This window comes from Streptomyces sp. NPDC048612 (assembly GCF_043199295.1).
Classification (GTDB): domain Bacteria; phylum Actinomycetota; class Actinomycetes; order Streptomycetales; family Streptomycetaceae; genus Streptomyces.
In genome coordinates, this window is sequence record NZ_JBICVV010000017.1 from 141,155 (window position 1) to 167,674 (window position 26,520).

General features: G+C 72.8%; 17 protein-coding genes. 9 read left to right on the plus strand and 8 right to left on the minus strand.

Annotated elements, in window-relative coordinates; genetic code table 11:
• Positions 1 to 134 precede the first annotated feature (134 nt).
• Together ACGFN2_RS24490 and ACGFN2_RS24495 are read left to right on the plus strand one after the other, a co-directional pair.
• Complete coding sequence (locus ACGFN2_RS24490) at positions 135 to 1,292, plus strand: acyl-CoA dehydrogenase family protein (RefSeq protein WP_362611484.1); 1,158 nt, start codon at positions 135 to 137, stop codon at positions 1,290 to 1,292.
• Between the two features lie 20 nt (positions 1,293 to 1,312).
• Positions 1,313 to 2,203, plus strand: coding sequence for an acyl-CoA thioesterase II (locus ACGFN2_RS24495; protein WP_362611486.1), 891 nt, complete (start codon positions 1,313 to 1,315; stop codon positions 2,201 to 2,203).
• Between the two features lie 245 nt (positions 2,204 to 2,448).
• On the opposite strand, the gene ACGFN2_RS24500 is transcribed toward ACGFN2_RS24495, so the two are convergent.
• Both ACGFN2_RS24500 and ACGFN2_RS24505 read right to left on the minus strand, forming a co-directional pair.
• Positions 2,449 to 3,228, minus strand: coding sequence for a GntR family transcriptional regulator (locus ACGFN2_RS24500; RefSeq protein WP_362611489.1), 780 nt, complete (start codon positions 3,226 to 3,228; stop codon positions 2,449 to 2,451).
• Entirely contained in the window at positions 3,225 to 3,764 is a 540-nt protein-coding gene (locus ACGFN2_RS24505) for a UTRA domain-containing protein (RefSeq protein WP_393363815.1), read from the minus strand. Before ACGFN2_RS24505 ends, ACGFN2_RS24500 begins: the two co-directional genes overlap by 4 nt.
• 221 nt (positions 3,765 to 3,985) lie before the next feature.
• Here ACGFN2_RS24505 and ACGFN2_RS24510 point away from each other — a divergent pair, with 221 nt between their 5' ends.
• Positions 3,986 to 4,408, plus strand: a complete 423-nt coding sequence (locus ACGFN2_RS24510) for a hypothetical protein (protein WP_393363818.1) — start codon at positions 3,986 to 3,988, stop codon at positions 4,406 to 4,408.
• Between the two features lie 210 nt (positions 4,409 to 4,618).
• Here ACGFN2_RS24510 and ACGFN2_RS24515 read toward each other — a convergent pair whose 3' ends face one another.
• Positions 4,619 to 5,410 (minus strand): phosphatase, encoded by a 792-nt coding sequence (locus ACGFN2_RS24515; RefSeq protein ID WP_393363821.1) that lies wholly within the window; start codon positions 5,408 to 5,410, stop codon positions 4,619 to 4,621.
• A gap of 237 nt (positions 5,411 to 5,647) precedes the next feature.
• On the opposite strand from ACGFN2_RS24515, the gene speB reads away from it, so the two are divergent.
• Complete coding sequence (gene speB / locus ACGFN2_RS24520; RefSeq protein ID WP_362611499.1) at positions 5,648 to 6,634, plus strand: agmatinase; 987 nt, start codon at positions 5,648 to 5,650, stop codon at positions 6,632 to 6,634.
• 143 nt (positions 6,635 to 6,777) lie between these two features.
• Here speB and ACGFN2_RS24525 read toward each other — a convergent pair whose 3' ends face one another.
• Positions 6,778 to 8,376, minus strand: coding sequence for a PucR family transcriptional regulator ligand-binding domain-containing protein (locus ACGFN2_RS24525; RefSeq protein WP_393363824.1), 1,599 nt, complete (start codon positions 8,374 to 8,376; stop codon positions 6,778 to 6,780).
• A gap of 222 nt (positions 8,377 to 8,598) precedes the next feature.
• On the opposite strand from ACGFN2_RS24525, the gene ACGFN2_RS24530 reads away from it, so the two are divergent.
• On the plus strand, positions 8,599 to 10,197 hold the full coding sequence (locus tag ACGFN2_RS24530; RefSeq protein ID WP_393363827.1) for a sodium:solute symporter: 1,599 nt from the start codon (positions 8,599 to 8,601) through the stop codon (positions 10,195 to 10,197).
• Between the two features lie 87 nt (positions 10,198 to 10,284).
• The gene (locus ACGFN2_RS24535) at positions 10,285 to 12,009 is read left to right on the plus strand and encodes a thiamine pyrophosphate-binding protein (protein ID WP_393363830.1); all 1,725 of its coding nucleotides are present in this window, start codon (positions 10,285 to 10,287) and stop codon (positions 12,007 to 12,009) included.
• Between the two features lie 15 nt (positions 12,010 to 12,024).
• Here ACGFN2_RS24535 and ACGFN2_RS24540 read toward each other — a convergent pair whose 3' ends face one another.
• The 3 genes from ACGFN2_RS24540 to ACGFN2_RS24550 are packed head-to-tail and all read right to left on the minus strand — an operon-like array spanning position 12,025 to position 15,537.
• A complete protein-coding gene (locus ACGFN2_RS24540; protein WP_362611509.1) occupies positions 12,025 to 12,702 on the minus strand; it encodes a TetR/AcrR family transcriptional regulator in 678 nt (225 codons plus the stop codon).
• The gene (locus ACGFN2_RS24545; protein ID WP_393363834.1) at positions 12,699 to 14,777 is read right to left on the minus strand and encodes a YhgE/Pip family protein; all 2,079 of its coding nucleotides are present in this window, start codon (positions 14,775 to 14,777) and stop codon (positions 12,699 to 12,701) included. Before ACGFN2_RS24545 ends, ACGFN2_RS24540 begins: the two co-directional genes overlap by 4 nt.
• Positions 14,749 to 15,537 carry an ATP-binding cassette domain-containing protein gene (locus ACGFN2_RS24550; protein WP_393363837.1) on the minus strand — a complete coding sequence of 263 codons (789 nt, stop codon included), beginning with the start codon at positions 15,535 to 15,537 and terminating at the stop codon, positions 14,749 to 14,751. Before ACGFN2_RS24550 ends, ACGFN2_RS24545 begins: the two co-directional genes overlap by 29 nt.
• 237 nt (positions 15,538 to 15,774) lie before the next feature.
• Here ACGFN2_RS24550 and ACGFN2_RS24555 point away from each other — a divergent pair, with 237 nt between their 5' ends.
• From ACGFN2_RS24555 to ACGFN2_RS24565, 3 genes are all read left to right on the plus strand, one after another.
• A complete protein-coding gene (locus ACGFN2_RS24555) occupies positions 15,775 to 18,675 on the plus strand; it encodes a discoidin domain-containing protein (RefSeq protein ID WP_393363840.1) in 2,901 nt (966 codons plus the stop codon).
• Positions 18,676 to 18,864: 189 nt separating this feature from the next.
• Positions 18,865 to 22,737, plus strand: a complete 3,873-nt coding sequence (locus ACGFN2_RS24560) for an ABC transporter ATP-binding protein (protein ID WP_393363843.1) — start codon at positions 18,865 to 18,867, stop codon at positions 22,735 to 22,737.
• A 104-nt stretch (positions 22,738 to 22,841) separates the two neighbouring features.
• Entirely contained in the window at positions 22,842 to 24,260 is a 1,419-nt protein-coding gene (locus tag ACGFN2_RS24565) for a S28 family serine protease (protein ID WP_393363846.1), read from the plus strand.
• A gap of 102 nt (positions 24,261 to 24,362) precedes the next feature.
• On the opposite strand, the gene ACGFN2_RS24570 is transcribed toward ACGFN2_RS24565, so the two are convergent.
• Positions 24,363 to 26,213, minus strand: a complete 1,851-nt coding sequence (locus ACGFN2_RS24570) for a glycoside hydrolase family 3 protein (RefSeq protein ID WP_393363849.1) — start codon at positions 26,211 to 26,213, stop codon at positions 24,363 to 24,365.
• Positions 26,214 to 26,520 lie beyond the last annotated feature (307 nt).

Sequence of the window (26,520 nt, forward strand, 5' to 3'; positions counted from 1 at the left end):
GCGGGGTGGGTGTGGCGTCGCCCACCGGGAGCCGTTCTCCTCTGGACAGCTTTAGTGACTGGCGGGTAGCTTTCGCTTCGTAGAGAAGCTGAGCAAGCGCTTAGCCAGACGCGGCGGTCTAAGGAGGCCATGGCATGCGCCGTACGGTGTTCAACGAGGATCACGAGGCGTTCCGGGAGACCCTGCGGGCCTTCATCGAGGCCGAGGTCGTGCCGGTGTACGACGAGTGGTTCGCCGCGGGCCAGGCGCCGCGCGACTTCTACTACAAGCTCGCCGAGCTGGGCATATTCGGTATCCGCGTGGACGAGGAGTTCGGCGGCGCGGGCATCGACTCGTACAAGTTCGAGGCCGTGATGTACGAGGAGACCGCCCGCGCGGGCGTCACCTTCGGCGGCTCCGGCGTGCATGTGCTGCTCGGCCTGCCGTACATCAAGATGCTCGCCACCGACGAGCAGAAGAAGCGCTTCCTGCCGAAGTTCGTCTCCGGTGAGGAGATGTGGGCCCTCGCGATGACCGAGCCGGGCACCGGCTCCGACCTCGCGGGCATGAAGACCACCGCGAAGCTCTCCGAGGACGGCACGCACTACGTCCTCAACGGCGCCAAGACCTTCATCACCGGTGGCGTGCACGCCGACCGCGTCATCGTCTGCGCCCGGACCGCCGCGCCGCGCGAGGACGACCGCCGCTTCGGCATCTCGCTCTTCGCCGTCGACACCAAGAGCGAGGGCTACTCCGTCGGCCGCAAGCTGGACAAGCTCGGCCTGAAGACCTCCGACACCGCCGAGCTCGCCTTCGTCGACGTCAAGGTCCCCGTCGAGGACCTGCTCGGCGAGGAGAACAAGGGCTTCTCCTACCTGGGCCTGAACCTCGCCTCGGAGCGCTGGGGCATCGCCTTCGGCGCCTACGCCCAGGCCGCGGCCGCCGTCCGGTTCGCCAAGGAGTACGTGCAGGAGCGCACGATCTTCGGCAAGACCGTCGCCTCCTTCCAGAACACCAAGTTCGAGCTGGCCGCCTGCCAGGCCGAGGTGGACGCCGCGCAGGCCGTCGCCGACCGCACCCTGGAGGCCCTGGACGCGGGCGAGCTGTCCCCGGCCGAGGCCGCGAGCGCCAAGCTGTTCTGCACCGAGGTCGCGCACCGTGTGATCGACAAGTGCCTCCAGCTGCACGGCGGCTACGGCTACATGAACGAGTACCCGATCGCCCGCCTCTACGCCGACAACCGCGTCAACCGCATCTACGGCGGCACCAGCGAGGTCATGAAGTCCATCATCGCCAAGTCCATGGGCCTCTAGGCCGTAAGGGCCCCGCGCACGTGAACGACGCACTGAGGTCGCTGCTCGGTCTGCTCTCCCTGGAGCGGATCGAGCAGGACATCTTCCGGGGCGAGAGCCGCGCCTCGGTCGTGCCCCGGGTCTTCGGCGGCCAGGTCGCCGCCCAGGCCCTGGTCGCGGCCGGGCGCACGGTCCCCGCCGACCGGCCGCCGCACTCCCTGCACGCGTACTTCCTGCGGCCCGGGGACCCGGGCGCGCCCATCGTCTACACCGTCGACCGCATCCGCGACGGCCGGTCCTTCACCACCCGCCGGGTCGTCGCCGTCCAGCACGGCCAGCCGATCTTCCACCTCTCGGCCTCCTTCCAGGAGGCCGAGGAGGGCCTGGAGCACCAGGAGCCGATGCCGCCGGCGCCGGACCCGCTGACCCTGCCCAGCCCCGCCGAGATCCTGCCGCGACACGCCGGCCGGTACCTCACCCCGGCCGTCGCCGACCGGCTGCTGGAGGCCCGGGCCGCGATCGACCTGCGCTACGTCGACGAGCCGCCCTACGCGACCGTCGGCGAGGTGCGCGAGCCCAGGTCCCAGGTCTGGTTCCGCACCCAGGGCAAGCTCGACGACGACGGCGAGATCCCCCGCCCCCTGCTGGACATCTGCCTGGTCACCTACGTCTCCGACATGACGCTGCTGGACTCCATCCTGCTCGCCCACGGCCGCGGCGGCTGGGCGGTCGGCGACGTGGTCGGCGCCAGCCTCGACCACGCGATGTGGTTCCACCGCCCCCTGCGCGCCGACGAATGGCTCCTCTACGACCAGGAGTCCCCCACCGCCCAGAGCGGCCGCGGCCTGGGCAAGGGCCGCATCTTCACCGCGGAGGGGCAGTTGGCGGCGTCGGTGATCCAGGAGGGGGTCATCCGGGTGCCGCGGGATTAGCCGCCGCGCACCCCAAGATCGGCCGGTGGGCCGGGCTCCCTGAATTCCGTGGCTCGGGGGGACCGGCCCATCGGCGTGTGCTCGCCGTGGTTCGTGCGGCGGCGTGGTGGCCCTCGCCGGGCCCGCCCGTCCAGGCCGGGCCCCTCAGTCCGGCCTGCCGCAACCAGCAGACAAGCGGTCAGCGGCTCGTCATGGGGCAGGCTGAGGACATGGGTCGTTCAAGGGGTTGCCGCCGGTAGCGTGCCTCACTCCGGTGCGAACTCGTATTGGATTTCATGGAGATGGCCCGCCTTGACCATGATCGTGACCTCGATGGGCCGTTCGCCGTCGCTGTAGACCGCTCGCAGGGTCCTGAGGACGGGCAGGTTGCTCGGAAGGCGGAGGGCCTCGTACTGCTCCTGAGTGGGGACGCGGGCGGAGACCCGGTCGACGCTGAGGCGGGGCGGGTAACCCAGTTCGGCCAGGAGAGTGGGCGTACCGCCCCTGATCCTGCGGCGTTCCGTCATCGCGGTACCGCGGGCGATGTCCAACGGGTAGTAGGACTTGACCAGTTCGACCGGTTCGTCGTCGATCAGGAGAATCTGGCGGCGAAGCAGCGCCATTCCGCCGTCCGGGAGATCCAGGGCCGCTGCGGCATCACTGGGCGGCGTGGTCTCGGTGACCTCCAGCAGCTCGCTGTGCGCCCGGCCTCCGCGCTTCGTCGTCTCGGTGAGCCAGCGGTACTGCTCGCCGGGGCCTGCGGGCGCCATGAAGGAGGCGGGCCGCATGGTCTGCTGCCGGTGTTCCCGTACCGTCACTGCCGCTCCGGCGCGTCCCACGACAAGGCGTTCGTCCTTGAGCAGTTGGAGCGCTTTCTGCACGGTGGCGCCGGAAGCATCGAACCGCGCCTTGAGGTGCGTCGTGGACGGCAGTTTCGCGCCCGGTTCCAGGTCACCGCTCATGACCTCGTCGCGCAGGTCGGCGGCGATCCGTTCGTGCAGGGAACGGCGGTCGTACGCGTCGTCTTCGGTTCTCGGCACAGTCATCCGATCTTGATCTCGTAGCGCAGCCGCTGAAGGCGTCCGGGCATCGCCATCCTGTCGGCCTGGATCGGCCGGTCGTGCGCGTCGAGTGTGAGCCGTGTCAGCTGGAGGACCGGTTCGTCGTCACCGGTCCGCAGTGCCTCGCGTTCCTCGCGGCCGGGCATCCGCGCGACGACGTCCTCCTGGACCCGGGCGCCGACGTATCCGAGGCCGGCGAGGAGCGAGATGGCGCCGCCGGGAATCTTGGCCGCCCCGGCCAGACGGGTCCCTCGCGCGATGTGGAGGGGGTAGTAGGTATCGGTCAGCTCGCAGGGCACGTCGTCGACGTACATCACGCGACGGCGTACGACGACGTTCTCGTCCGCGATTCCCAGGAGTTCCGCGATCTCGGGCGGTGCCACGATCTCCCCTGCGTGGACGATGCGTTGGCTGCCACGGCGGCCACGGGCGGCGGTCTCCGCGCCCCAGGCATCGGGCTGCCCCTTCTCGCGGGGCGTCAGATACGGCATCGAGGTGCTGACCCACTCGCTGGTACCCACACGTCCTCCTGGCGACAGGTGATCTCAACCCTTCGCCTACACGGTAAGCGACTCCTGCGGGGCGCCACCCCGAGGTCGCCTTGCTGCCTTTCGTGAATAGCGATACGGTCTGTGTGTTGGTGCAACCCAGGAGCAAGGCGGTGGTTCCCCGTGTCCGTAGGTCTTTCGCGGCAACGTCGATGTCCTCGTGTTCGCGTCCTGTGGGTGGAGGTGGCGTCGCGATGAGCGAGTCACGGACCACGCGCCTGCTGCCGTGGGTGAGTCCTGACGGGAAGACCTGCTTCCTCGTGAGCGACGGCGGAGGCGAGAGCGGCCTCTCCCGTGTCGCGGACCGTATCGAGGACATGCAACTCGACATGGCGGACGGGCTGCTCGATCACGCGGCCGACCTGCTCGGGGACGGTAGGGCGACGGATCGGCAACTCCGATTCCTCGGGGAGCAGTTGAGTGCTGCTTTGCGGGACGTGCGTCGCGTCGCGGAGGGCAGAGGTGGAATGCGCACGCGGAACATCGCCACTGCCGAGGGCGGGCAGCAAGGTGGAGAAGACGGCGGGGACGGGCACCCCGGTCAGCCCTGGACGCCCCCGCCTCCGCCGCCCCCGGACGGTGACATGCCGCCCGGCGACGGGACGCACCGCAAGTGAGCCTCAACTCTCAGCAGGGGCCTGGCGTCGAGGGCGGCTCCGGGCGGAACACATCGACCAGAAGCTGAACTATCTGTGCGATGTCCTGGACCACTGGCCGGCGCAGGTGCAACACCGCGCCTGAGCGGCCGCGTTCATGGGTCCCCCCCGCGATTCTCGTCGCGAGGGGCTCACCCATGAGCGCCGAGGTGCCCCTCATGGGGCAGCCGTTCAGCGCAACCCCGCCGCGTCCAGCAGATAAGCCGTCAGCGGGTCGTAGTGGCGCGGGCTGAGGACGTGGTCGTCCAGGGGGATCGTCACCTGGAGGGTGCCTTCGGACTCGGCGAGGAAGAGGGCCGGGTCGTTGCAGTCGGCGAAGCCCACCGCGTCGATGCCGCGTTGGCCCGCGCAGCCGGCCCAGCCGTGGTCGGCCATCACGAGGTCCGGCAGCGGGCGGCCCTCCCGTTCCAGGCCGTCCAGGACGGCGGCCATCGGCTCGGGGGAGTGGGTGTGCCAGAGCGTCGCACCGCGCTCCAGCATCGCCACGTCGCCGAACTGGAAGACCATGCCGTCATCCGCCCGCAGCCCGTCGGGGATGACGACGATCTCGCAGCCCGCCGCGCGCAGCGCCTCGGCGGTCGCCCGGTGGACGTCGAGCAGGCCGCCCGGGTGGCCCGTCGCGAACAGCACCCGGTGCTGCCCGGCGGCCGCCTTGCGCAGCACCGCGGCCGTCCGGTCCAGCGCGTCGACCGTCAGCTCCGGGTCGATGGTGTCCTGCCCCTGCCGGTGGTGCGGATCGTCGATGACGCCGCAGCGCTCCGCCATCACGGCCAGTACGTCCTGCTCGTCCGTCCAGCGGTCGCCGAACTCCAGGCCGAACCAGTAGTGGCGGTCGCCGTTGGCGAGCCTGCGGTAGTGGGCGAGGTTGTTCTCGCGGGGGGTGGCGACATCACCGGCGATCCGGGTGCGGACGAGATGGTCGACGAGTTCGGCGCGCGTGGGGGCTGCGGAGGCTATCGGCATAGCGCCCATTGTGCCCGCACACCTGTTCCGGGGCGGGGGAGTTCCGCAGCGCGGACACCCCGTGCGGGTGCCGGAGTGGCTGCCGGAGTGGCGGCACCCGCCCTGCGGACCCCGTCGTGCCTGCGTCGTGCCTGGTCATCGCCGTGCGGGGCCGCTGGACAAAATGTCGAACGGCCTCGGCCCCGGGTACGCACATGTCCATGGGCCCGGCGCCCGGCGCTCCCTAATCTCACCCTCATGACCACCGCAGCCAGCGCATCCAACGGGCCCGTGGGCCCCGTCGACTCCTCCCGCGTCCCCCGCTACGCCGGGCCCGCGACCTTCGCCCGCCTGCCCCGCCTCGACGAGGTCGGCGGCCGGGCCGACGTGGCCGTCGTCGGTGTCCCCTTCGACACCGGTGTCTCCTACCGCCCCGGCGCGCGCTTCGGCGGCAACGCCATCCGTGAGGCGTCCCGGCTGCTGCGTCCCTACAACCCGGCCCAGGACGCGTCCCCGTTCGCGCTCGCGCAGGTCGCCGACGCCGGTGACATCGCCGCGAACCCGTTCAACATCAACGAGGCCGTGGAGACGGTCGAGGCCGCGGCCGACGACCTGCTCGCCGGCGGCGCCCGGATGATGACCCTCGGCGGCGACCACACCATCGCGCTGCCGCTGCTCCGCTCCGTCGCCAAGAAGCACGGCCCGGTCGCGCTGCTGCACTTCGACGCCCACCTGGACACCTGGGACACCTACTTCGGCGCCGAGTACACCCACGGCACCCCGTTCCGCCGCGCCGTCGAGGAGGGCATCCTCGACACCTCCGCGCTCTCCCACGTCGGCACCCGCGGCCCGCTCTACGGCAAGAAGGACCTCGACGAGGACGAGAAGATGGGCTTCGGCATCGTCACCTCGGCGGATGTCATGCGCCGCGGCGTCGACGAGGTCGCCGACCAGCTGCGCCAGCGCATCGGCGACCGCCCGCTGTACATCTCCATCGACATCGACGTCCTCGACCCGGCGCACGCCCCCGGCACCGGCACGCCGGAGGCGGGCGGCATGACCTCCCGCGAGCTCCTGGAGATCCTGCGCGGGCTCGCGTCCTGCAACCTGGTCTCGGCGGACGTCGTCGAGGTCGCGCCCGCGTACGACCACGCGGAGATCACCGCCGTCGCGGCCTCGCACACGGCGTACGAGCTGACGACGATCATGTCCCGGCAGATCGCGGCGGGGCGGCAGGGGGAGTAGTCCCACCGGCGCGTGCCCGCGGGCCGCGCCCCGGTACCGGACCACCCCGGCCCGTCACGGAAGCGACCGTGGCGGGCCGGTGGCATGTCCGGGGCCGGGGCCACAACGGCCCGTCACCCTTCATATCCCCGCCGCGGCGCCCGTCAGGACGGTCCTGCGTCCCGGTCCAGTGAGCGGAGGGCGAACCACAGCTCCATCCGGGCGTCGGGGTCGTCCAGGTCGGTGTCGAGGAGGGCGGCGATGCGGGTGATGCGCTGGCGCACGGTGTTGCGGTGGATGCCGAGGGCGGTTGCGGTGCGGTCCCAACTGCCGTGCAGGGCGAGCCAGTTGTGGAGGGTGGCGAGGAGTGGTGGGGAGTCGGTCAGCGGGGCGAGGAGGGCCTGGGCGTGCCGTCGGGCGTCCCCGGGGGCGACGAGGGTGGTGACGCTGTGCGGGCCGGGGGTGCGGTGGCGTACCAGGGCGGCGCGGCCGGCGAGGGCGCGGCGCAGGGCGGAGGCGGCGTGCCGGTCGGCGGCCGGCAGGTCGGCGATGGCGGCGGGTTCGCTGACGCCGAGCGTCCAGCCGGGGTGCGCGGTGATCTCGTGGTCGGCGGGGATCAGGGCGCGCAGGGCCGGGGTGGCGCCGGGGGCGGTGGCCGCCTCGGTGCCGACCTCGGAGCGGGCCGCCGCCCCGCGGGCGTCACCGGGGTGCGCCCCTGAAGGGGCGGGGGATTCGGTGGCCGCACCCGGGGCGACGAGGGAGGTGCCCAGGGCGGCGGCCAGGGAGGCCGCCGACTCCGTGGTGTCGCGGCGGCGTTCGGCGTGGACGACGGTCCACAGGGGCGCGCCGAGGAGCGGGGCGACATCGGCCGGGCGGGCGCCGAGCAGCAGCCGGACCAGTGCCGCGGAGTGCGCGGCGGTGGCCGGGCCGTGGGCGGTGGCCGGGCCTGCGATCAGGGAGAGGAGGACGGCGGCGACGCCGGCGATGGCGTGCGCGGGCGGGTCGTGCGGGTCGGCGGCGACGACCAGCGCGGGCGCCCGGCGGTCGCCGCCGCGGCCCGTCAGGGCGTAGGCGGACAGGGAGGTGCCGGGGAGCGTGTCGGTGGCCGAGGACGGGCCGCCGGCGCCGATGACCTGGGCGAGCCGGCCGGCCGCGGCCCGGACGGCGGGGGCGGGACGGGGGCCGGCGGAGGCGTGTTCCGCGCCGTCCGCGGCGAGCAGCGCGGTCCAGCCGTGCACATGGCGGGCGAGGGCGCGCAGCACGGCGGTCGCCGGGTCGGGGCGGGCGGCGGCCGCGGCGAGGGCGCGCTGCGCCTCGCTGAGCCGGGTCAGCTCGCGGTGCCGGGCCTCCGTCACGGCCTGCCACACGGCGCTCTCCACGGCGGTGAACGGGGTGCCCGCCGGGACCTCGACGAGCGGCAGGCCGTGCCGGTCGCAGGCCGCCACCAGGGCGGGCGGCACGGTGTCGTGCACCGGCGCGATCCCGAAGCCGAGGGCGGCGGCACCGGCGGCGACGGTACGGGCGGCGTAGCCGTCGAGGTAGGCGTCAGGGCGGGTCACCTCCGCAAGATGCATCCCCGCCGTCAGCAGCATCTCGCCGCCCAGGAGGTACGGCACCGGGTCGGCCATCTCGGAGGTGTGCACCCAGTGGATCGCGACGCCCTCGCGCGGCCCGGCGACCTGGCGCAGGCCCAGATCCGTACGGGCGAGGAGGCCGGCCAGCGGCACGGGCGGGGTGGACGGCGGGGGCATCGGCTGCGGCATGTGCGGACCATCCACATCGGAGGGTGGTGAGTGGAGGAAACGTACACTTCAGCGTCGTCTTTCGGCCTCCTAGGGTCAACCTCCGGGACGCGGCGCCCGGACGGGACCCCCGCCCGCCGGGCGCCCGTCGTCCCCCCGCACCACCTCACCCCCTCACCCCCCCTCGCATTCGTTTCTCCCCCGTCTCCCCTCTCCCCTCGGCGCAGCTGGAAGGGATGGCTCATGGCTGTCGACTACGCGGTGATCGTGCTCTATCTGGCCGGAATGCTCGCCATGGGCTGGTGGGGGATGCGGCGCGCCAAATCGAAGAGCGAGTTCCTGGTCGCGGGCCGCCGCCTCGGCCCCGCGATGTACTCCGGAACGATGGCGGCGATCGTGCTCGGCGGCGCCTCCACCATCGGCGGTGTCGGGCTCGGCTACCAGTACGGCCTCTCCGGCGCCTGGATGGTCTTCACCATCGGCCTCGGGCTGCTCGCGCTGAGCGTCTTCTTCTCGGCCCGGATCGCCCGGCTGAAGGTCTACACGGTCTCCGAGATGCTGGACCTGCGCTACGGCGGCTCCGCCGGGATCATCTCCGGCGTCGTCATGTGGGCGTACACCCTGATGCTCGCGGTGACCTCGACCATCGCCTACGCGACCATCTTCGATGTGCTCTTCGGCCTGGACCGGTCGCTCTCGATCATCCTCGGCGGGGCCATCGTCGTCGCGTACTCGACGCTCGGCGGGATGTGGTCGATCACCCTCACCGACATGGTCCAGTTCGTCGTCAAGACGATCGGTGTGCTGCTGCTCCTGCTGCCCATCGCCGTCGTCAAGGCGGGCGGCTTCGCCGAGATGAAGGCCCAGCTGCCGGACGACTACTTCGCGCCCCTGGGCATCGGCGGGCAGACGGTCTTCACCTATGTGCTGATCTACTCGTTCGGCATGCTGATCGGGCAGGACATCTGGCAGCGGGTGTTCACCGCGCGCAGCGACCGGGTGGCGCGCCTGGGCGGCACCGCGGCCGGTACGTACTGTCTGGCCTACGCCCTGGCCGGGGCGGTCATCGGGACCGCGGCCAAGGTGCTCTACCCGCATCTGGGCAGCCCGGACGACGCGTTCGCCACGATCGTCAGGGACGCGCTGCCGGTGGGCGTGCGCGGGCTGGTGCTGGCGGCGGCGCTCTCCGCGGTGATGTCCACGTCCTCGGGCGCGCTGATCGCCTGTGCCACGGTCGCCCACAACGACATCTGGGCGCGGGTGAAGGGCATCGTTCCGGGGCGGCGGCGGGCGGCCGCGGGAGGCTCCGGTGACGCCGGTGACTCCGCTGATTCCGGCGCCACCCAGTCCGGGGCGCATGACGCGGCGCGTGACGAGGTGCGTGGCAACCGGGCCTTCATCCTCCTCATGGGCCTCGCGGTGATCGTCATCGCGCTGGCGCTCAACAACGTCGTCGAGGCGCTCACCCTCGCCTACAACGTCCTCGTCGGCGGGCTGCTGGTGCCCATCCTCGGCGGGCTGCTGTGGAAGCGGGGCACCGCCGCCGGGGCGCTGGCCTCGGTCGCGGTGGGCGGTCTGACCGTCATCGGCCTGATGGTCTCGCTCGGCGTCCTCGCCAACGAGCCGATCTACTACGGGCTGATCGCCTCCTTCGTGGCCTATGTGGCGGTCAGCCTGGCCACCCCGCCCACGGACCCGGCGGTCCTGGCCGCCTGGCGCGCACGGCTGGCCGGCCGTGCGGACGACGCCGACGAGGCCCCGGGCGACGGCCCGGAGGGCACCCCGGAAGGGGACACGGCCGGGGCGGTGGCCCTGGCGCTGCGGCCCCCCTCCACCGCCTGAGGGGCCTGCACCCGGCGCCTCGCCCTGCCCGTCCCCCTGTTCACGGTCCGCTGTCCACCCGCCCCGCACGGAAGGCTCCCCGCACCCATGAGCACCACCCACCCCACCGCCACGCGGCACCGGCGCACCGGCGGTGACCTGGTCGTCGAGTCGCTGGCCGCGCTCGGCGCGAGCACCGTCTTCGGGCTGCCGGGGCAGCACGCACTGGGGGTGTTCGACGCGCTGCGCCGTTCCAGCCTGCGCTATGTGGGGCTGCGGGTGGAGAACAACGCGGGCTTCGCCGCCGACGCGTACGCCCGTGCCACGCACGGGGTCGCGCCGCTGCTGGTCTCCACCGGGCCCGGTGCGCTGATGACGCTGGCCGCGCTCCAGGAGGCGGCGGCCGGATCGGCCGCCGTACTGGCCATCGGCAGTCAGGTGCCGCTGGCCGGGATGGGCGGCGGGCGCCACGGCTATCTGCATGAACTCACCGACCAGAGCGCCTCGTTCCGCGGGGTGGTCAAGTCCGTCCACACGGCCCGTACCGCGTCACAGATCCCCTCGGCGGTGGCCGCCGCCTGGGAATCGGCGCTGAGCGTCCCGCACGGGCCGGTGTGGCTGGAGATCCCGCAGGACGTGCTGCTGGGTGAGGTCGACGTCCCGCCGGTGGGTGAACTGCGCGCCGCCCCACGGGAGTTGCTGCCGCGTCCGGAGCTGATCGCGGCGGCGGCGGGCCGGCTGACGACGGCGCGACGGCCGGTGATCCTGGCCGGCGGCGGAGTGGTGCGGGCCGGGGCCGAGGCGGAGCTGCTGGCGCTCGCCGAGCAGTTGCGGGCGCCGGTGGCCACCACCTTCGGCGGCAAGGGCGCCTTCCCGTGGGAGCATCCGCTCTCCCTCCGCTCCTGGATGGAGGACCGCTACACCACCACCTTCCTGGAGGACGCGGACACCCTGCTGGTCGTCGGCTCGGGGCTGGGCGAACTCTCCTCGAACTACCACACGTTCCGGCCGCTGGGGCAGGTCGTGCAGATCGAGGCGGACCTCGGCAAGCTGGAGTCGAACCATGCCGCGCTGGGCATCCACGCGGACGCACGGGCGGCGCTGGCCGCCCTGGTCAAGGAGACCGGGGAGACGGATGAGGCCGGCGGGACCGGAGAGGCCGGGGAGCGCAGCCCCCGTGACACCGCCGCGGAACCGGCCGGAGCAGCCGGACCGCCCAACCCCGAGGCCGCCGTCGCCGACCTCCTGGCGCGCGTCCGTGACCGGATCGCCGGGCAGCAACTCGACCTGGAGCAGCGGATTCTGGGCTCGGTGCGGGACGCGCTGCCCGACGGCGCGGTCAGCTGCTGGGACATGACGATCCTCGCCTACTGGGCCTGGTCCGCCTTCGACCCGCGGCGGACCAACGCGCTGCACTCGGCGCAGGGCGCCGGCGGGCTGGGCTACGGCTTCCCGGCGGCGCTGGGCGTGGCCGCCGCCGATCCGGCGCGGCCGGTGCTGGCGGTCTCCGGTGACGGCGGCGCGATGTACTCGATCGCCGAGCTGGCCACCGCCCGGCAGCACGGCCTGCCGGTGACCTGGCTCATCGTGGACGACGGCGGCTACGGCATCCTGCGCGAGTACATGACCGACGCGTTCGGCGAGGCCACCGGCACCGAACTCGCCCGGCCGGACTTCGTGGCGCTGGCCGAGTCGTTCGGGGTGCCCGCGGTCCGTACGGACCCGGAGCGGCTCCGTACGGACCTGGCTGCGGCGCTGGCCGCGCCCGGGCCCTCGGTGGTGGTCCTCCCGGCCCGGCTGCGGATGTTCGCGCCCACCCACCTGAGTTCCTGAGGGCGGGCCGCCGGACTACGCCTGCGACGGGCCGCCGCCCGCCCCCACCCGTCCCTGCAGCAGCCGCGACAGGGCGGCGTGCACCTCCTCGACCGAGCGGTCCGGCTGGAAGGACTGCCAGTCCAGGGCGGCCACCAGGACCATGCCGAGGAGGGCGGAGGCGGTCAGCGGGATGTCCAGCTCGCCGGAGAGTTCCCCGTCCCGTACGGCGTCCCGCAGGACGTCCTCGACGACCGCCTGGGCGCGGCCGCGGACCGAGGTCAGGGTGGCGCGCCAGGTGCGGTTGGTGCGCCAGAGTTCGGCGACGTAGAGCTGGATGAGGGCGGGGGAGCAGGCGATGAAGTCCAGGCCGGCCCGGATCATCGCGTCCAGGGCGTCGACCCGGCTGCCGCCGCGGGCGGCCGTGGCGTCGGCGGCCCGGCGCAGGGAGTCGGCGAGCAGGTCGATGCCGTCCCGCAGCAGCTCCTCGTAGAGGACGTTCTTGCTCGCGAAGTTGTAGTAGACGGTGCCCTTGGCGACGCCGGCGCGGTCGGCGATCTCGTCGACGGTGGTGGCGGAGAAGCCCTGTTCGGCGATGAGGGTGACGGCGGCGTCGAAGAGCCGGCGGCGCGTCGACGTGCGGCGGGTGACGGGGGACGCCCCCGGGGCGGTGCCGTCGCCGGCACCGCCCCGGGACCCCTGGGGAACGCTCACAGGCTGAGTTCCGGGTGCAGGTCCTTCATCCGGACGACCTGCCGGCTGCGCGCCGCGAGGGCGGTCAGCGCCAGCGCGCCCAGGGTGAAGGCCGCCAGGACCACACAGCCCTGCTGGACGACGGCCAGGTCACCGCCGGTGATCAGCCGGCGCAGGCCGTCGACCACGTAACTCATCGGCAGGAACGGGTGGATGGCGGCGAAGAACCCGGGGCTGGTCTGCACCGGGTAGGTGCCGCCCGCCGAGGTCAGCTGGAGCATCAGGACGACCAGGGTCAGCACCCGGCCGGCCGGTCCGAAGAACGCGCCCAGCAGCTGGATGATGGCCGTGAAGCAGGCCGTGGACAGCAGCAGGAAGCCGACGGTGCCGGCCGTGCGGGCCATCTCCAGGCCGAGGCCCCAGTGGAGCACGGCCATCAGCGCCAGCACCTGGACGACGCCGATGGCGTAGGCCGGCAGCCAGGAGCCGAGGGCGATCCGCCAGCCCGGGGCGCCCGCGGCCAGGGCGCGCTTGCCCAGCGGCTGGAGCAGCATGAAGGCGACCATCGCGCCGACCCACAGGGACAGCGGGATGAAGTACGGCGCCAGGCCGGTGCCGTAGTTGGGCGCCTTGTGCATCGACTTGGCGGCCAGCTCGACGGGGTCGGCCATCACCTCGGTGCGGGTGTCCCGGTCCTTCTTGTCGTAGTCGGGGATCTTGGAGACGCCGCTGTGCAGCCCGTCGGCCAGCTGGTTGCTGCCGTCCTTGAGCTTGAACAGGCCGCCGGTGAGCTTGTGGGCGCCGTCCTTGGCGACGGTCAGGCCGCTGTGGAGCTTGCCCGCGCCGTCGGCGAGCGTGCCGATGCCGTCGGCGAACAGCCCGGCGCCCTCGGAGACCTTGTGGGCACCGGCGTTGAGCTGGTTGATCTGGCCGATCGCCTTGTCCGCGCGGCTCGCGATGCCCGGCGCCTGCTCGGCGACCTTCGTCGCACCCTGGTGCAGCCGGCGCACCTTCTCGCGCAGCTGCCCGAAGTCGGTGTGGGCGACGGTGTCGTTGACCTTCTCCGCGGCGTCGGCGGCGAGCGCGGTGCCGTCCGCGAGCGCCTTCAGCTTGGGGCAGTCGGGGTCGGCGTCGACGAGAGCGGAGCAGCGCTCCTTGTAGAGGTCAGCGGCGTTGTCGGCGTTCTCCCGCGCCTTCTCGGCGGCCTCGGCGGACTCGCCCGGCAGCCTGCCGAGGTCCTCGTCGAGCTGCCCGCTGAGGTCGGCGACGACCTGGGCCCACTGCCCGATCTCCTTGCCGTGCTCGCGGAGGTAGGGGAGGTCCTTGCGGGCGATGCCGTGGACCTTGTCGGCGAGCTGCTGGGTGCCGTCCGAGACCTGACGGGCGCCCAGGCTGAGCTTCCTGGCCTTCGTGGCGGCCTCCGCCGCGCCCTTGCTGATCTTGTCCGCGCCCTTGTCCAGCTTGCCGAGCCCGTTGGCCAGTTCGCCGGTCTTGTCCTTGGCGGTGCCCAGGCCGTCGTCCAGCTTCCCGGCCCCGTCGGCGGCCTCGGCCGTCTTGTCGTGCAGGTCGGAGAACGAGACGAAGATCTTGTCGAGCATGGCCCGCGACGAGGTGGCCGAGGTCTTGGCGCGGATCTCGGAGAACACCGTCTTGGAGATCGAGCCGACGACGTAGTTGTTGGCGTCGTTCGTCCGGACCTGGAGCGCGCCGGTCTGCGGGGTGTCCCCGGAGCTGGAGGCGATCCGCTTGCTGAAGTCCTCCGGGACGGTCAGCGAGAGGTAGTACGTGCCGTTCTCGACGCCCTTGGCGGCGTCCGCGGAGCTGACCTCCTCCCAGTCGAAGGTCTTGCTGTCCTTGACGCTCTCGGCCAGGTCGTCACCCGCGTGCAGGGTCTTGCCGTCGGCCTTGGTGCCCCGGTCGTCGTTGACCAGCGCCACCGGGATCTTGTCCAGGCGGCTGTAGGGGTCCCAGAACGAGCAGAGGTACAGGGCCCCGTAGAGCAGCGGGATCAGCGTCAGGGCCACCAGGCCCAGCCGGGGCAGCTTGCCCCTGCTGAACCGCTTGAGCTCAAGAGCGGCCAGCTTCGGCGAGCGCATGCGCTTCCTCCTCCTCGGGGGTGTCGGTGTCGTCCTGGACGGCGGCCGGAGCGGGGGCGGCGGCTTCGGCGTCCGTCCGTGCGGTGCTGACGGTCAGCGCTCCGGCCGGTGCGCCGTCGCCGGCGGCCACGACGGTGAGCCCCTCCCGGGTGAGGCCGTGCAGCAGTTCCCAGGCCTGGGCGCGTTCGGCGTCGGCGAGCTTGAGGTCCACGTCGTCGACGGCCAGCAGCTGCGGTCCGTGCATCAGCCCGAGCGCGACGGAGAGCCGCAGCGCCTCGATCCGCTCCAGGTCGCGCACGGTCGTCCGCAGGCCCTTGACGAGGGCGGCGGGGTCGAGTCCGGCGGCCGTGAGGGCGGCGTCGACCCGGGCGCGGGTGGCCTCCTTGTGGCGCTTGCCCCAGGGGAGCGACCCGGTGACGCGGTGGCCCAGCAGGGCCTGCTCCTTGAGGTGTTCGCCGACCGTGAGGGCCGGTTCGAGGTCGGCGACGCCCGGTACGTGCGCCAGGGCGGTACGGCTGCGGACCGTCCCCATCCGCTTGGGCAGCGGGAGTCCGGCGACCGTCGCCTCGCCCTCGGTGATCCGCATCCGGCCGGTGAGGGCCAGCAGCAGACACGTGCGGCCGGAGCCGGAAGGGCCCTGGACGGCGAGCAGCGTGCCCGGTTCCGCGGTGATGTCGACGCCGCGGAAGGCCCATCCCCGTGGGCCCTCCACTCCGATTCCCCTGGCGTTGACCGCCGCCCCCTGGCGGGTGGTGTTCACCGACACCCCTCCCCTTTTGATCTGACTGGTCAGTCTAAAAGTGTGCCCTACAACGGCCCCGTTGACCAATCGGGGTGCACCGGCGGGAACGGGACGGGATGTCACCCGGCGCCGCAGATCCCGTGACCTGAACGGGGGACTCGTCCTAGGGTGCAGGGCAGGCGGGGGCCTGATGATGTTCATGGTGAGTCCGTGCTGCGTGACGTGGCACGGACCGCGCACAAATGACGGAGAACCATGCACCCTTCGCCAGAGCACCCCGTGGACCGGCCGCCGCAGCGGTCCCCCCGTCCCGTGGCGCGGCGCTCCCGCAGGCTGGTCGCCCCCCTGCTCGCCACCGCACTGATCGCGGTCCTCGCCCCCGTCTCGGCCTCCGCCTCGGCGCCCGTCCGGGCGCCGCGACCGGCCGGCCCGGCACCGGAACCCTGCCTGAACGGCGACGACGGCTGGACCGCCACCGCCACCGGGATCGACCCCAAGGACAGCCACCACGCCTACGTCGGCAACGGCTACCTCGGACAGCGGGTACCGCCCAACGGCACGGGCTACGCGGCCCCCGGCGGCGAGACCGGCTGGCCGCTGAAGACCCCTGAGTACGACGGCTCGTTCGTCTCCGGGCTGTACGCCGAGGGGCCGAAGGACCTCAAGGGCCGGCAGGCCATCGCCGCGATCCCCACCTGGACCACCCTCGACGTCGCCACCGGCGGCGCGCACCCCGACACCTTCTCGTCCGCCACCGCGCCCGGCCGGATCTCGCACTACCGCCAGACGCTCTCGCTGCGCTGCGGATTCGTCCGTACGTCGCTGACCTGGACCGCCGCCGACGGCCGGGCCACCGACCTGGTCTACGACGTGCTCGCCGACCGCACCAGCGCCCACACCGGCGCCGTCCGCCTGCGGATGACGCCGCACTGGAACGGTGCGGCCACCGTCACCGACCGCCTCGACGGCCGCGGCGCCCGCCGGATGGCCCCGTCCCCGGACGGGGCCGCCACCGGGGGCAAGGAGAGCGGCGGCAAGGAATCCGGCGGCAAGGAGACCGGCGGGAAGGAACCCCGCGGCAAGGAAGCCGGCGGCGACACCGGCCGCACCATGGACGTCGGGTTCCGCACGGACGGGACGGACACCGAGGGCGCGGTGGCCTCCACCCTGCGCACCGGGCCCGGCGTACGCGCCGAACCCCCCGGCCCGGCCGCCCGGCAGGACAGGCTGAGCAACCACCAGCAGGTGTCCTTCCCGGTCCGCAGCGGCCGTTCGTACGAGCTGACCAAGTACGTCGGCGTGGACACCGCGCTCACCTCCCGCACCCCGCGCGCCGCCGCCGACGCGGCCTCCCGCCGGGCCGCCGACCGCGGCTGGGACGCCCTGTTCGCCGGGCACACCGCCGCCTGGCAGCGGCTGTGGCGCAGCGACATCGAGGTCAAGGGCCGGCGCGACCTCCAGTCCTGGGTCCGCTCGGCGCAGTACGGACTGCTGGCCAACACCCGCGCCGGCAGCCGCAACAGCATCGGCCCCACCGGCCTGACCAGCGACAACTACGCCGGTGAGATCTTCTGGGACGCCGAGACCTGGATGTACCCGGGCCTGCTCGCCGCCCACCCCGCACTCGCCAGGTCCATCGTCGACTACCGCTACAAGACGCGGGCCGGGGCCGCCGCCAACGCCCGCAAGCTCGGCTACGACGGGCTGTTCTACTCCTGGACCAGCGGCAGCAAGGGCGACCTGTGGAAGGAGTGCCACAGCTGGGACCCGCCGCACTGCAAGACCCAGAACCACCTGATGGGCGACATCTCCCTGGCCACCTGGCAGTACTACCTCGCCACCAAGGACACCGCCTGGCTCCGCTCCCGCGGCTGGCCCGTCCTCAAGGGCATCGCCGACTTCTGGGCCTCCCGGGCCACCCGTAACGCCGACGGCAGCTACTCCGTCAAGAACGTCGCCGGACCCGACGAGTACAGCAACGGCGTCGACGACGCGGTGTTCACCAACGCCGGGGCCGCCACCGCGCTGCGGCACGCCGCACGGGTCGCCGAGATCCTCGGCGAGAAGGCCCCCGCCTCCTGGAAGACCGTCGCCGACAAACTGCGCATCCCCTACGACAGCAAGAAGAAGATCTTCGAGCAGTACGCCGGGTACAAGGGCACGACCATCAAGCAGGCCGACACCGTGCTGCTGATGTACCCGCTGGAATGGCCGATGTCGCAGACGCAGGCGGCCCGCACGCTGGACTTCTACGCCGGGCACACCGACCCGGACGGCCCGGCCATGACGGACTCGGTGCACGCCATCGACGCCGCCGGCATCGGCGAGGCCGGCTGCTCCACGTACACCTACCTGGAGCGGTCCATCAAGCCGTTCGTCCGCGGGCCGTTCCACCAGTTCTCCGAGGCGCGCGGAGAGAAGGCCGGGGCCGAGGACCCGCACGCCGGCCAGCCCGCCCAGGACTTCCTCACCGGCAAGGGCGGCTTCCTGCAGACCTTCACCCACGGGCTGACGGGGCTGCGGCTGCGCGAGGACCGGGTCCGCCTCGACCCGATGCTGCCGCCGCAGCTCAAGGAGGGCGTCACCCTGCGCGGTCTGCACTGGCAGGGGCGGACCTACGACATCGAGATCGGCGCGCACCAGACCACTGTGCGGCTGACCGCCGGGGCGCCGATGCGGATCGAGTCGCCGGAGGGCGAGAAGATCGTCAGCCGGGGTGTGCCCGCCGTCCTCAAGACCCGCCGCCCGGACCTGGCGGCCACCTCGAACGCGGCCCGCTGCACCACGGCCACCGCGACCTCCGAGGAGCCCGGTCTCTACGCGGGCGCCGCGGTGGACGGCAACGCCACCACGGCCTGGGTGCCCGACGCCGCCACCGGCACCCTCACCGTCGACCTCGGCCGGACCACCCAGGTCGGCCAGATCACCCCGCACTGGAACGGCACCCCGCCCCAGTCCTCCAACGTCCAGGTCTCCCTGGACGGCAAGCACTGGACGGGCACCGGCTACGCGGGCCGCACCCCGGCCCGGTACGTCCGGGTCACGGTGACCGGCGACCGGACCCCGGGCGCCGACGGCAAGCCCAAGCCGCACCCCGGCATCGCGGAGCTGACGGTGGAGCGGGCGAAGGACCGTACGCCGACGCAGGGGAAGTGACCTGCCACCGCCCCTGAGGACGGCACAGCGACGGCCCCGTACCGGACGATCCGGAACGGGGCCGTCCGCCGTGCCGTTGCCTCCGCCGCCCCCGGCCCGGACGCCGTGCCGGGGCGGCACTCGCACGGAAGTTTGTGACGGCGGGATGAAATCCGCCCCGCGCGGTGTTGCCGCCCTCGAACAGTGTCGATGGGTGGGAGGCACCGGGTGGCGGGGACGGACAGGGCACGAGCGGGCTGGGCGCGGCGGCTGACCCGCGACTGCTGGCAGTACCGCAAGGACGTACTGCTGGCCCTCGGCTCCTCGCTCGCCGGGATGGCCGTACTGGCCCTGGTCCCGCTGGTACCGAAGCTGATCATCGACGATGTCATCATCGGGCACGAGCGCCCCCTCGCGCCCTGGGCCGCCCTGCTGGTCGTCGCCGCGGTCGCCGTCTACGTCCTCACCTACATCCGCCGCTTCTACGGCGGACGGCTCGCCCTCGACATCCAGCACGACCTGCGGACCCGGATGTTCGGCTCGATCGCCCGGCTCGACGGCCGGCGGCAGGACGAGCTGAGCACCGGCCAGGTCGTCGGCCGCGCCACCAGCGACCTCCAGCTGATCCAGAGCCTGCTGTTCATGCTCCCGATGATGATCGGGAACGTCCTGCTGTTCGCGATCTCACTGGCCGTGATGGCCGTGCTGTCGCCGCTGCTCACCGTCATCGCGCTGGCCGTCGCGCCCGCCCTGTGGTTCATCGCCAAGCACAGCCGCGCCCGCCTCTTCCCCGCCACCTGGTACGCCCAGGGGCAGGCGGCCGCGGTGGCCGGGGTCGTGGACGGCGCGGTCTCCGGCGTACGGGTCGTCAAGGGCTTCGGGCAGGAGGACCAGGAGACCGGGAAGCTCCGCGAGGTCAGCCGCCGGCTGTTCGCCGGGCGGCTGCGCACGGTCCGGCTCAACGCCCGCTACACCCCCGCCCTCCAGGCCGTACCCGCCCTCGGTCAGGTCGCGATGCTGGCCCTCGGCGGCTGGATGGCCACCCAGGGACAGGTCACCCTCGGCACCTTCGTCGCCTTCTCCACCTACCTGGCGCAGCTGGTCGGACCGGTCCGGATGCTGGCGATGATGCTGACCGTCGGCCAGCAGGCACGGGCCGGTGTCGAGCGGGTCTACGAGCTGATCGACACCGAGCCCTCGATCGCCGAGCGGCCGGACGCCCACGAGCTGCCCGCCGACGCCCCCGCCACCGTCGAGTTCGACCGGGTCACCTTCGGGTACGCCCCGCCGCACGAGGACCCGGACGGCACCCCGGCCGCCGTCCGCCCCGTACTGGAGGACTTCTCCCTGCGCATCGAGGCCGGGGAGACCGTCGCCGTGGTCGGCACGTCCGGCAGCGGCAAGTCCACGGTCTCGCTGCTGCTGCCGCGCTTCTACGACGTCACCGCGGGCCGCGTCCTGGTCGGCGGCCACGACGTGCGCGAGCTGACCCTCGACTCGCTGCGCGCCGCCATCGGCCTGGTCCCGGAGAGCAGCTTCCTGTTCTCCGACTCCGTCCGCGACAACATCGCCTACGGCCACCCGGACGCCACCGACGCACAGATACGCGCCGCGGCCCGCGCCGCCCAGGCCGACGGCTTCCTCTCCGAACTGCCCGAGGGCTACGACACCAAGGTCGGCGAGCAGGGCCTGACCCTGTCCGGTGGCCAGCGCCAGCGCGTCGCCCTGGCCCGCGCCATCCTCACCGACCCCCGGCTGCTGGTCCTCGACGACGCGACCTCGGCGGTCGACGCCCGGGTCGAGCACGAGATCCACGAGGCGCTGCGCGGCGTCATGGCGGGCCGTACCACCCTGCTCATCGCGCACCGCGCCTCCACCCTGGCGCTCGCCGACCGGGTCGCCGTCCTCGACGGCGGACGGCTGGTCGACCTCGGCACCCAGGAGGAGCTGGCGGACCGCTGTCCGCTCTACCGCAAGCTGCTGACCGACCCGGAGGAACTGGGCGGCGTCGAACGGGACCCGGCCGGCGAACTGGCCGGCGCCTTCGACGGCGAGTCCGCCGCCGGGCGGGTGGCACCGGACGCGGCGGCGGACACCGACGGGCCCGCCGGGCCGGGCCGGTCCGGGGCGGACGGCACGATCACCCCCGAACTCTGGGTCCGCCGCGAGCAGGAGGCCGAGGCGGGCGGAGCCGGGATGGCGGCCCGCGCGGCCGCCGCGGCCGGGCCCGGCATCGGCGCCGCGATGGCCGGACTCCCCGCCACCCCCGAACTCCTCGCCCAGGTCGCCGCGCTGCCGCCCGCCACGGACACCCCGGACGTCGACGAGGAGCGGGCGGTGCGCCCCGAGCGCTCCTACGGTCTGCGCCGGCTGCTGCACGGCTTCGGCGGGCCGCTGGCCTTCGCGCTGGCGCTGGTCGCGGTGGACGCGCTGGCCGGGCTGCTGCTGCCGGTGATGATCCGGCAGGGCATCGACGAGGGCGTCCGCCGCGGCGCGCTGATCGGCGTCTGGACGGCCGCCGCCATCGCCCTGGCCGTGGTCCTCGCCCAGTGGGCCGCCCAGATCGGCGGCAACCGCATGACCGGGCGCATCGGCGAACGGATTCTCTACTCCCTCCGCCTCAAGATCTTCGCGCAGCTCCAGCGCCTCGGGCTCGACTACTACGAGCGGGAACTGACCGGCAAGATCATGACCCGGATGACCACGGACGTGGACGCCCTGTCCACGTTCCTGCAGACCGGTCTGGTCACCGCCCTCGTCTCCATGCTGACCTTCCTCGGCATCTTCGTCGCGCTGCTGGCCCTCGACGTCCAGCTGGCCCTGGTCGTCTTCCTCACCCTCCCGCCGCTGATCATCGGCACGTACTTCTTCCGCAAGCAGAGCGTGCAGGCCTACGAGCTGGCCCGCGAGCGGATCAGCGTGGTCAACGGCGACCTCCAGGAGAGCGTCGCCGGGCTGCGGATCGTCCAGGCGTTCCGCCGCGAGCGGCAGGGCGCGGAGCGGTTCGCCGCCCGCAGCGACGACTACCGCCGGGCCCGGGTCCGCGGCCAGTTCCTGATATCCGTCTACTTCCCCTTCGTCCAGCTGCTGTCGTCCGTGGCGTCGGCGCTGGTGCTGATCGTCGGCGCCGGCCGGGTCGGCTCCGAGACCCTCACCGCCGGCGCGCTGGTCGCCTATCTGCTCTACATCGACCTGTTCTTCGCGCCCGTCCAGCAGCTCTCCCAGGTCTTCGACGGCTACCAGCAGGCGTCCGTCTCGCTCGGCCGGATACAGGAGCTGCTGCGCGAGCCGACCACGACCCCGGCCGTGGAGAAGCCCCGCGCGGTGCCCGCGCTGCGCGGCGCCATCACCTTCGACGAGGTGGACTTCCACTACGGCGGCGACGAGCCGGCGCTCGCCGGAATCGCGCTGACCATCCCGGCCGGCCAGACCGTGGCCTTCGTCGGCGAGACCGGCGCCGGGAAGTCCACCCTGGTCAAGCTGGTCGCGCGGTACTACGACCCGTCCTCGGGCGCCGTCCGGGTCGACGGCACCGACCTGCGCGAGCTGGACCTGACCGGCTACCGCCGCCGCCTCGGCGTGGTCCCCCAGGAGTCCTACCTCTTCGCCGGCACGGTCCGCGACGCCATCGCCTACGGCCGCCCGGACGCCACCGACGCCGAGGTGGAGGCCGCCGCGCGGGCCGTCGGCGCCCACGCGATGATCGCCACCCTCGACGGCGGCTACCTCCACGAGGTCGCCGAGCGCGGCCGCAACCTCTCGGCGGGCCAGCGCCAGCTGCTGGCCCTGGCCCGCGCCGAACTCGTCGACCCGGACGTGCTGTTGCTCGACGAGGCCACCGCGTCCCTGGACCTGGCCACCGAGGCCGTCGTCAACCAGGCCACCGACCGGCTCGTCGGACGCCGTACCACCCTGGTCGTCGCGCACCGGCTGACCACCGCGGCCCGCGCCGACCGGGTGGTGGTGCTCGACCAGGGCCGGATCGTCGAGGACGGCAGCCACGCCCAGCTCCTGGCCCGCGACGGCCGCTACGCGGAACTGTGGCGGACCTTCACGGGCGAGGAGGAGGAACTCGCGGCCTGAGGCGGCCGGGGCGGGCCCGTCCACCGAACGGCGCCAAGGGCTGGTGGCACCCCCGCCGCGCCGATAGGTTCAGCCCGACCTTTGCTATCCCAAGGGGAGGGTGCATGCGCAAGGCCACCAGATGGCTGCTGTCGCTCGCGGTGCTCATAGGCACGGCGGGAGCCGGCAGTGCTTCGGCAGGAGCGGCGACCGCCGCCGAGCCGAAGACCGAGGACATCAAGGACCGGATTCTCGCGATTCCGGGAATGAGCCTCACCGAGGAGAAGCCGGTCGACGGCTACCGCTACTTCGTACTGAACTACACCCAGCCGGTTGACCACCGGCACCCCTCCAAGGGGACCTTCCAGCAGCGGCTGACGCTGCTGCACAAGTCGGTGGACCGGCCGACGGTGTTCTTCACCTCCGGGTACAACGTGAACACCACACCGTCCCGCAGTGAACCGACCAAGATCATCGACGGTAACCAAGTGTCGATGGAGTACCGGTACTTCACCCCGTCGCGGCCCACGCCCACCGACTGGAAGAAGCTGGACATCCGGCAGGCCGCCAACGACCAGCACCGCATCTTCCGGGCGCTGCACCGCATCTACGGCAAGAACTGGATCGACACCGGCGGCAGCAAGGGCGGCATGACCGCCACCTACTACCGCCGCTTCTTCCCGCACGACATGGACGGCACCATCGCCTATGTCGCGCCCAACGACGTACGCAACGACGAGGACTCCGCGTACGACCGGTTCTTCCGCACCGTCGGCACCGCGAAGTGCCGCACCGCCCTCACCGCCATCGAGCGCGAGGCCCTGCTGCGCCGCGGAGAGATGGTCAAGCGCTTCCAGAAGTGGGCCGACAAGGAGAAGCAGACCTTCACCAAGGTCGGCAACGCCGACCGGGCCTACGAAGTCATGGTCACGGACCTGGTGTTCGGGTTCTGGCAGTACCAGCCCGCAGAGACCGCCTGCGCCGAGGTCCCCGACCCGACCGTCTCCACCGACGAGCTGTGGAAGTGGATGGACAACGTCGGAGGCTTCTCCAGCTACACCGACCAGGGCATGGAGACCTACACGCCGTACTACTACCAGGCGGGCACCCAGCTCGGTGAGCCCGGCTACGGCTACCCGCAGCTGGCCGGGCTGCTGAAGTACCCCGGCATCAACAACTCCCGCTCGTTCGTGCCGAAGGACATCCCGATGCGCTTCGACCGGCGCGCGATGCCCGACATCGACCGCTGGGTGCGCCACCACGCAGAGCGGATGATGTTCGTCAACGGCGAGTACGACCCGTGGAGTTCGGAACACTTCACGGTCGGCAAGGGCGCCCGGGACTCCTACGTCTTCACCGTCCCCGGCGGCAACCACGGCTCCAACATCGCGAAGCTGAAGGACGCCGACCGCGCCAAGGCCACCGCCGAGCTGCTCGACTGGGCCGGAGTCCGGGCCCCGGGCGGCAAGGCCACCCCGCTCGCCCCGGACAACAAGAAGCTGGACAAGCAGGAGATCCGGCGGATGCCGCTGCTGCGGCCCTGACCGCACGCGGCCGCCGGGCCGGAGCGCCCGGCGGCCGCGGTGCGAGGACCGCCACGGCGCGCTCCCCGGGGACAGGGGGGAGCGCGCCGGGTCGTCCGGCGCTCAGTACGTCAGCCCGTGGCCGATCTGGTAGAGCGCCCTGGTCGGGGCGTCGGCGCGCATTATCGGGACGGGCAGCCGGCCCGCCGGGTCCCGTCGGCCGGTGATCACCCGGGCCGCCGCCCGCAGCTCCACATCCGTCCACGAGTAGCTCGCCAGCGCCGCCCGGACACCGCCCAACTGGGCGATGTCGTACGGGTTGCGGACCGCCAGCTGCACCACCGGCTTGCCCGTGGCGAGCAGCGCGTCGACCAGCTTCCGCTGGGCCGAGCCCGCCGTCACGTTGTAGGTGGCCACCACCACCGCGTCCCGCTCGCCGAGCGCCGCCACCGCCTCGTCGATCCGCTGCTGTGCCGGCGTCATGCCCGTGGACAGGGCGGTGGCCGTGAAGCCCAGCTCGGTGAGGGCACGCGCCAGCACCGTGGTGGGCGGACCGCCGGTCCCGGACGGCGCCGCCGCGTCCACCCCCGCCACCAGCACCCTGCGCTCCCGGCGCCGGGACAGCGGCAGCAGGCCGGTGTCGTTGCGCAGCAGCGTGGTGGTGCGGTCCGCGATCCGGTCGGCCGCGGCGAGATGCGCGCGGGTGCCGACCGCCCGGTCCACGGCCTGACGGGTGGTGTACGGGTCCCTGAAGAGCCCGCGCCGCTCCTTGAGCAGCAGGATGCGCAGCAGCTTCGCGTCGAGGTCCCGCTCGGTCAGCTCGCCCTCCCTGAGCGCGGTGAGCACGGCACCGTGCGCGAGCGCGAGGTCCGGCGGGTTCAGCAGCTGGTCGACCCCGGCCTTCAGGGCGAGCACCGGCACCCGGGCGTCGCCGTACTTCGCGCGCACGCCCTCCATCCCGAGGGAGTCCGTCACCACCACCCCGTCGTAGCCGAGGCGTTCGCGCAGGATGCCGGTGAGGATCGGGCGGGAGAGGGTGGCCGGGTCCTCGCTCGGGTCGAAGGCGGGCACCACGATGTGCGCCGTCATGATCGAATCGATGCCGGCGGCGATCGCGGCCCGGAAGGGCGGCGCGTCCAGCCGCTCCCACTCCTCGGCGCTGTGACGGATGTACGGCAGTCCCACATGGCTGTCGGTGTCGGTGTCACCGTGCCCGGGGAAGTGCTTGGCGCAGGCGGCGATCCCGGCGCCCTGATAGCCCTTCACCTCGGCGGCGACCATACGGGCCACGGCCTGCGGGTCCGCCCCGAAGGAGCGCACGCCGATGACCGGGTTGGCCGGGTTGACATTGACATCGGCGTCCGGCGCGTAGTCCTGCCGGATGCCCATCGCGAACAGCTCCTCGCCCGCGATCCGGGCCGCCGTACGGGCGTCGTCGCGGGAGCCGCCCGCGCCGAGCGCCATCGCCCCGGGGAACAGCGTCGCGGGGGCGCCGACGCGGGCCACTATGCCGTGTTCCTGGTCCGTGGAGATCAGCACCGGGACGGGGACGCGCTGGGCTGCGGCGGCCTTCTGGATGCCGTTGGAGAGATCGGCGATCTGGTGCGGGTCCCGGGTGTTGTGCGCCCAGCCGAAGTAGATGATGCCGCCGACGTGGTACTTGGCGATCAGCTCGGCGGCGTTGGCGACCCCGATCTCCTTCTGGTTCGCGGCGGCGTCGGCCGGGTCGGGGTCGGTGGCGGAGTGGCCGTAGACCCGCATGACGAAGAGCTGGCCGGCCTTCTCCTCCGGAGTCATACGGGAGATGAGACGGCGCAGCCGGTCCCGGGTGGCGGCGGACGGGGCGGGGTCGGCGGGCTGATGTCCGGTGCCGGGCACGGTGCCGTGCGCGAGGCCGGCCCCCGCACCTGCGGCAGCGGCGGCCGCGGCGGCCGCGGCGGCCGCGGTGGTCAGGACGGTACGTCTGGAGTGCATCTGCGCTCCTTCCGGAGGGCTTCCTCGACTCATTGAAGGAAACTTCCAAGGAAACACGGATAGCCGGAAAACTATTGTCGGTCAATGACTCGGTCCACGGTGGCGCCCAGCTATTGCGCGACGGACGGGGGTGTGTGATGGGGCGTCGGGCGGGGGGGGGGGGGGGGCCCCCCCCCCCCCCCCCCCAACCCCCCCCCCCCCCCACCCCCCCCCCCCCCCCCCCCACAACCCCCCCCCCCCCCCACCAACCCCCCCACCCCCCCCCCCCAAAAACCCCCCCCCCCCCCCCCCCCCCCCCCCCCCCCCC

What these genes read in the sequence shown, in the direction of transcription:
- ACGFN2_RS24490 (WP_362611484.1), top strand. Translation starts at nt 135, where the DNA reads ATGCGCCGTACGGTGTTCAACGAGGATCACGAGGCGTTCCGGGAGACC.
- ACGFN2_RS24500 (WP_362611489.1), bottom strand. Translation starts at nt 3,228, where the DNA reads ATGACTGTGCCGAGAACCGAAGACGACGCGTACGACCGCCGTTCCCTG.
- ACGFN2_RS24510 (WP_393363818.1), top strand. Translation starts at nt 3,986, where the DNA reads ATGAGCGAGTCACGGACCACGCGCCTGCTGCCGTGGGTGAGTCCTGAC.
- ACGFN2_RS24515 (WP_393363821.1), bottom strand. Translation starts at nt 5,410, where the DNA reads ATGCCGATAGCCTCCGCAGCCCCCACGCGCGCCGAACTCGTCGACCAT.
- speB (WP_362611499.1), top strand. Translation starts at nt 5,648, where the DNA reads ATGACCACCGCAGCCAGCGCATCCAACGGGCCCGTGGGCCCCGTCGAC.
- ACGFN2_RS24525 (WP_393363824.1), bottom strand. Translation starts at nt 8,376, where the DNA reads ATGCCGCAGCCGATGCCCCCGCCGTCCACCCCGCCCGTGCCGCTGGCC.
- ACGFN2_RS24530 (WP_393363827.1), top strand. Translation starts at nt 8,599, where the DNA reads ATGGCTGTCGACTACGCGGTGATCGTGCTCTATCTGGCCGGAATGCTC.
- ACGFN2_RS24535 (WP_393363830.1), top strand. Translation starts at nt 10,285, where the DNA reads ATGAGCACCACCCACCCCACCGCCACGCGGCACCGGCGCACCGGCGGT.
- ACGFN2_RS24545 (WP_393363834.1), bottom strand. Translation starts at nt 14,777, where the DNA reads ATGCGCTCGCCGAAGCTGGCCGCTCTTGAGCTCAAGCGGTTCAGCAGG.
- ACGFN2_RS24555 (WP_393363840.1), top strand. Translation starts at nt 15,775, where the DNA reads ATGCACCCTTCGCCAGAGCACCCCGTGGACCGGCCGCCGCAGCGGTCC.
- ACGFN2_RS24560 (WP_393363843.1), top strand. Translation starts at nt 18,865, where the DNA reads ATGGGTGGGAGGCACCGGGTGGCGGGGACGGACAGGGCACGAGCGGGC.
- ACGFN2_RS24565 (WP_393363846.1), top strand. Translation starts at nt 22,842, where the DNA reads ATGCGCAAGGCCACCAGATGGCTGCTGTCGCTCGCGGTGCTCATAGGC.
- ACGFN2_RS24570 (WP_393363849.1), bottom strand. Translation starts at nt 26,213, where the DNA reads ATGCACTCCAGACGTACCGTCCTGACCACCGCGGCCGCCGCGGCCGCC.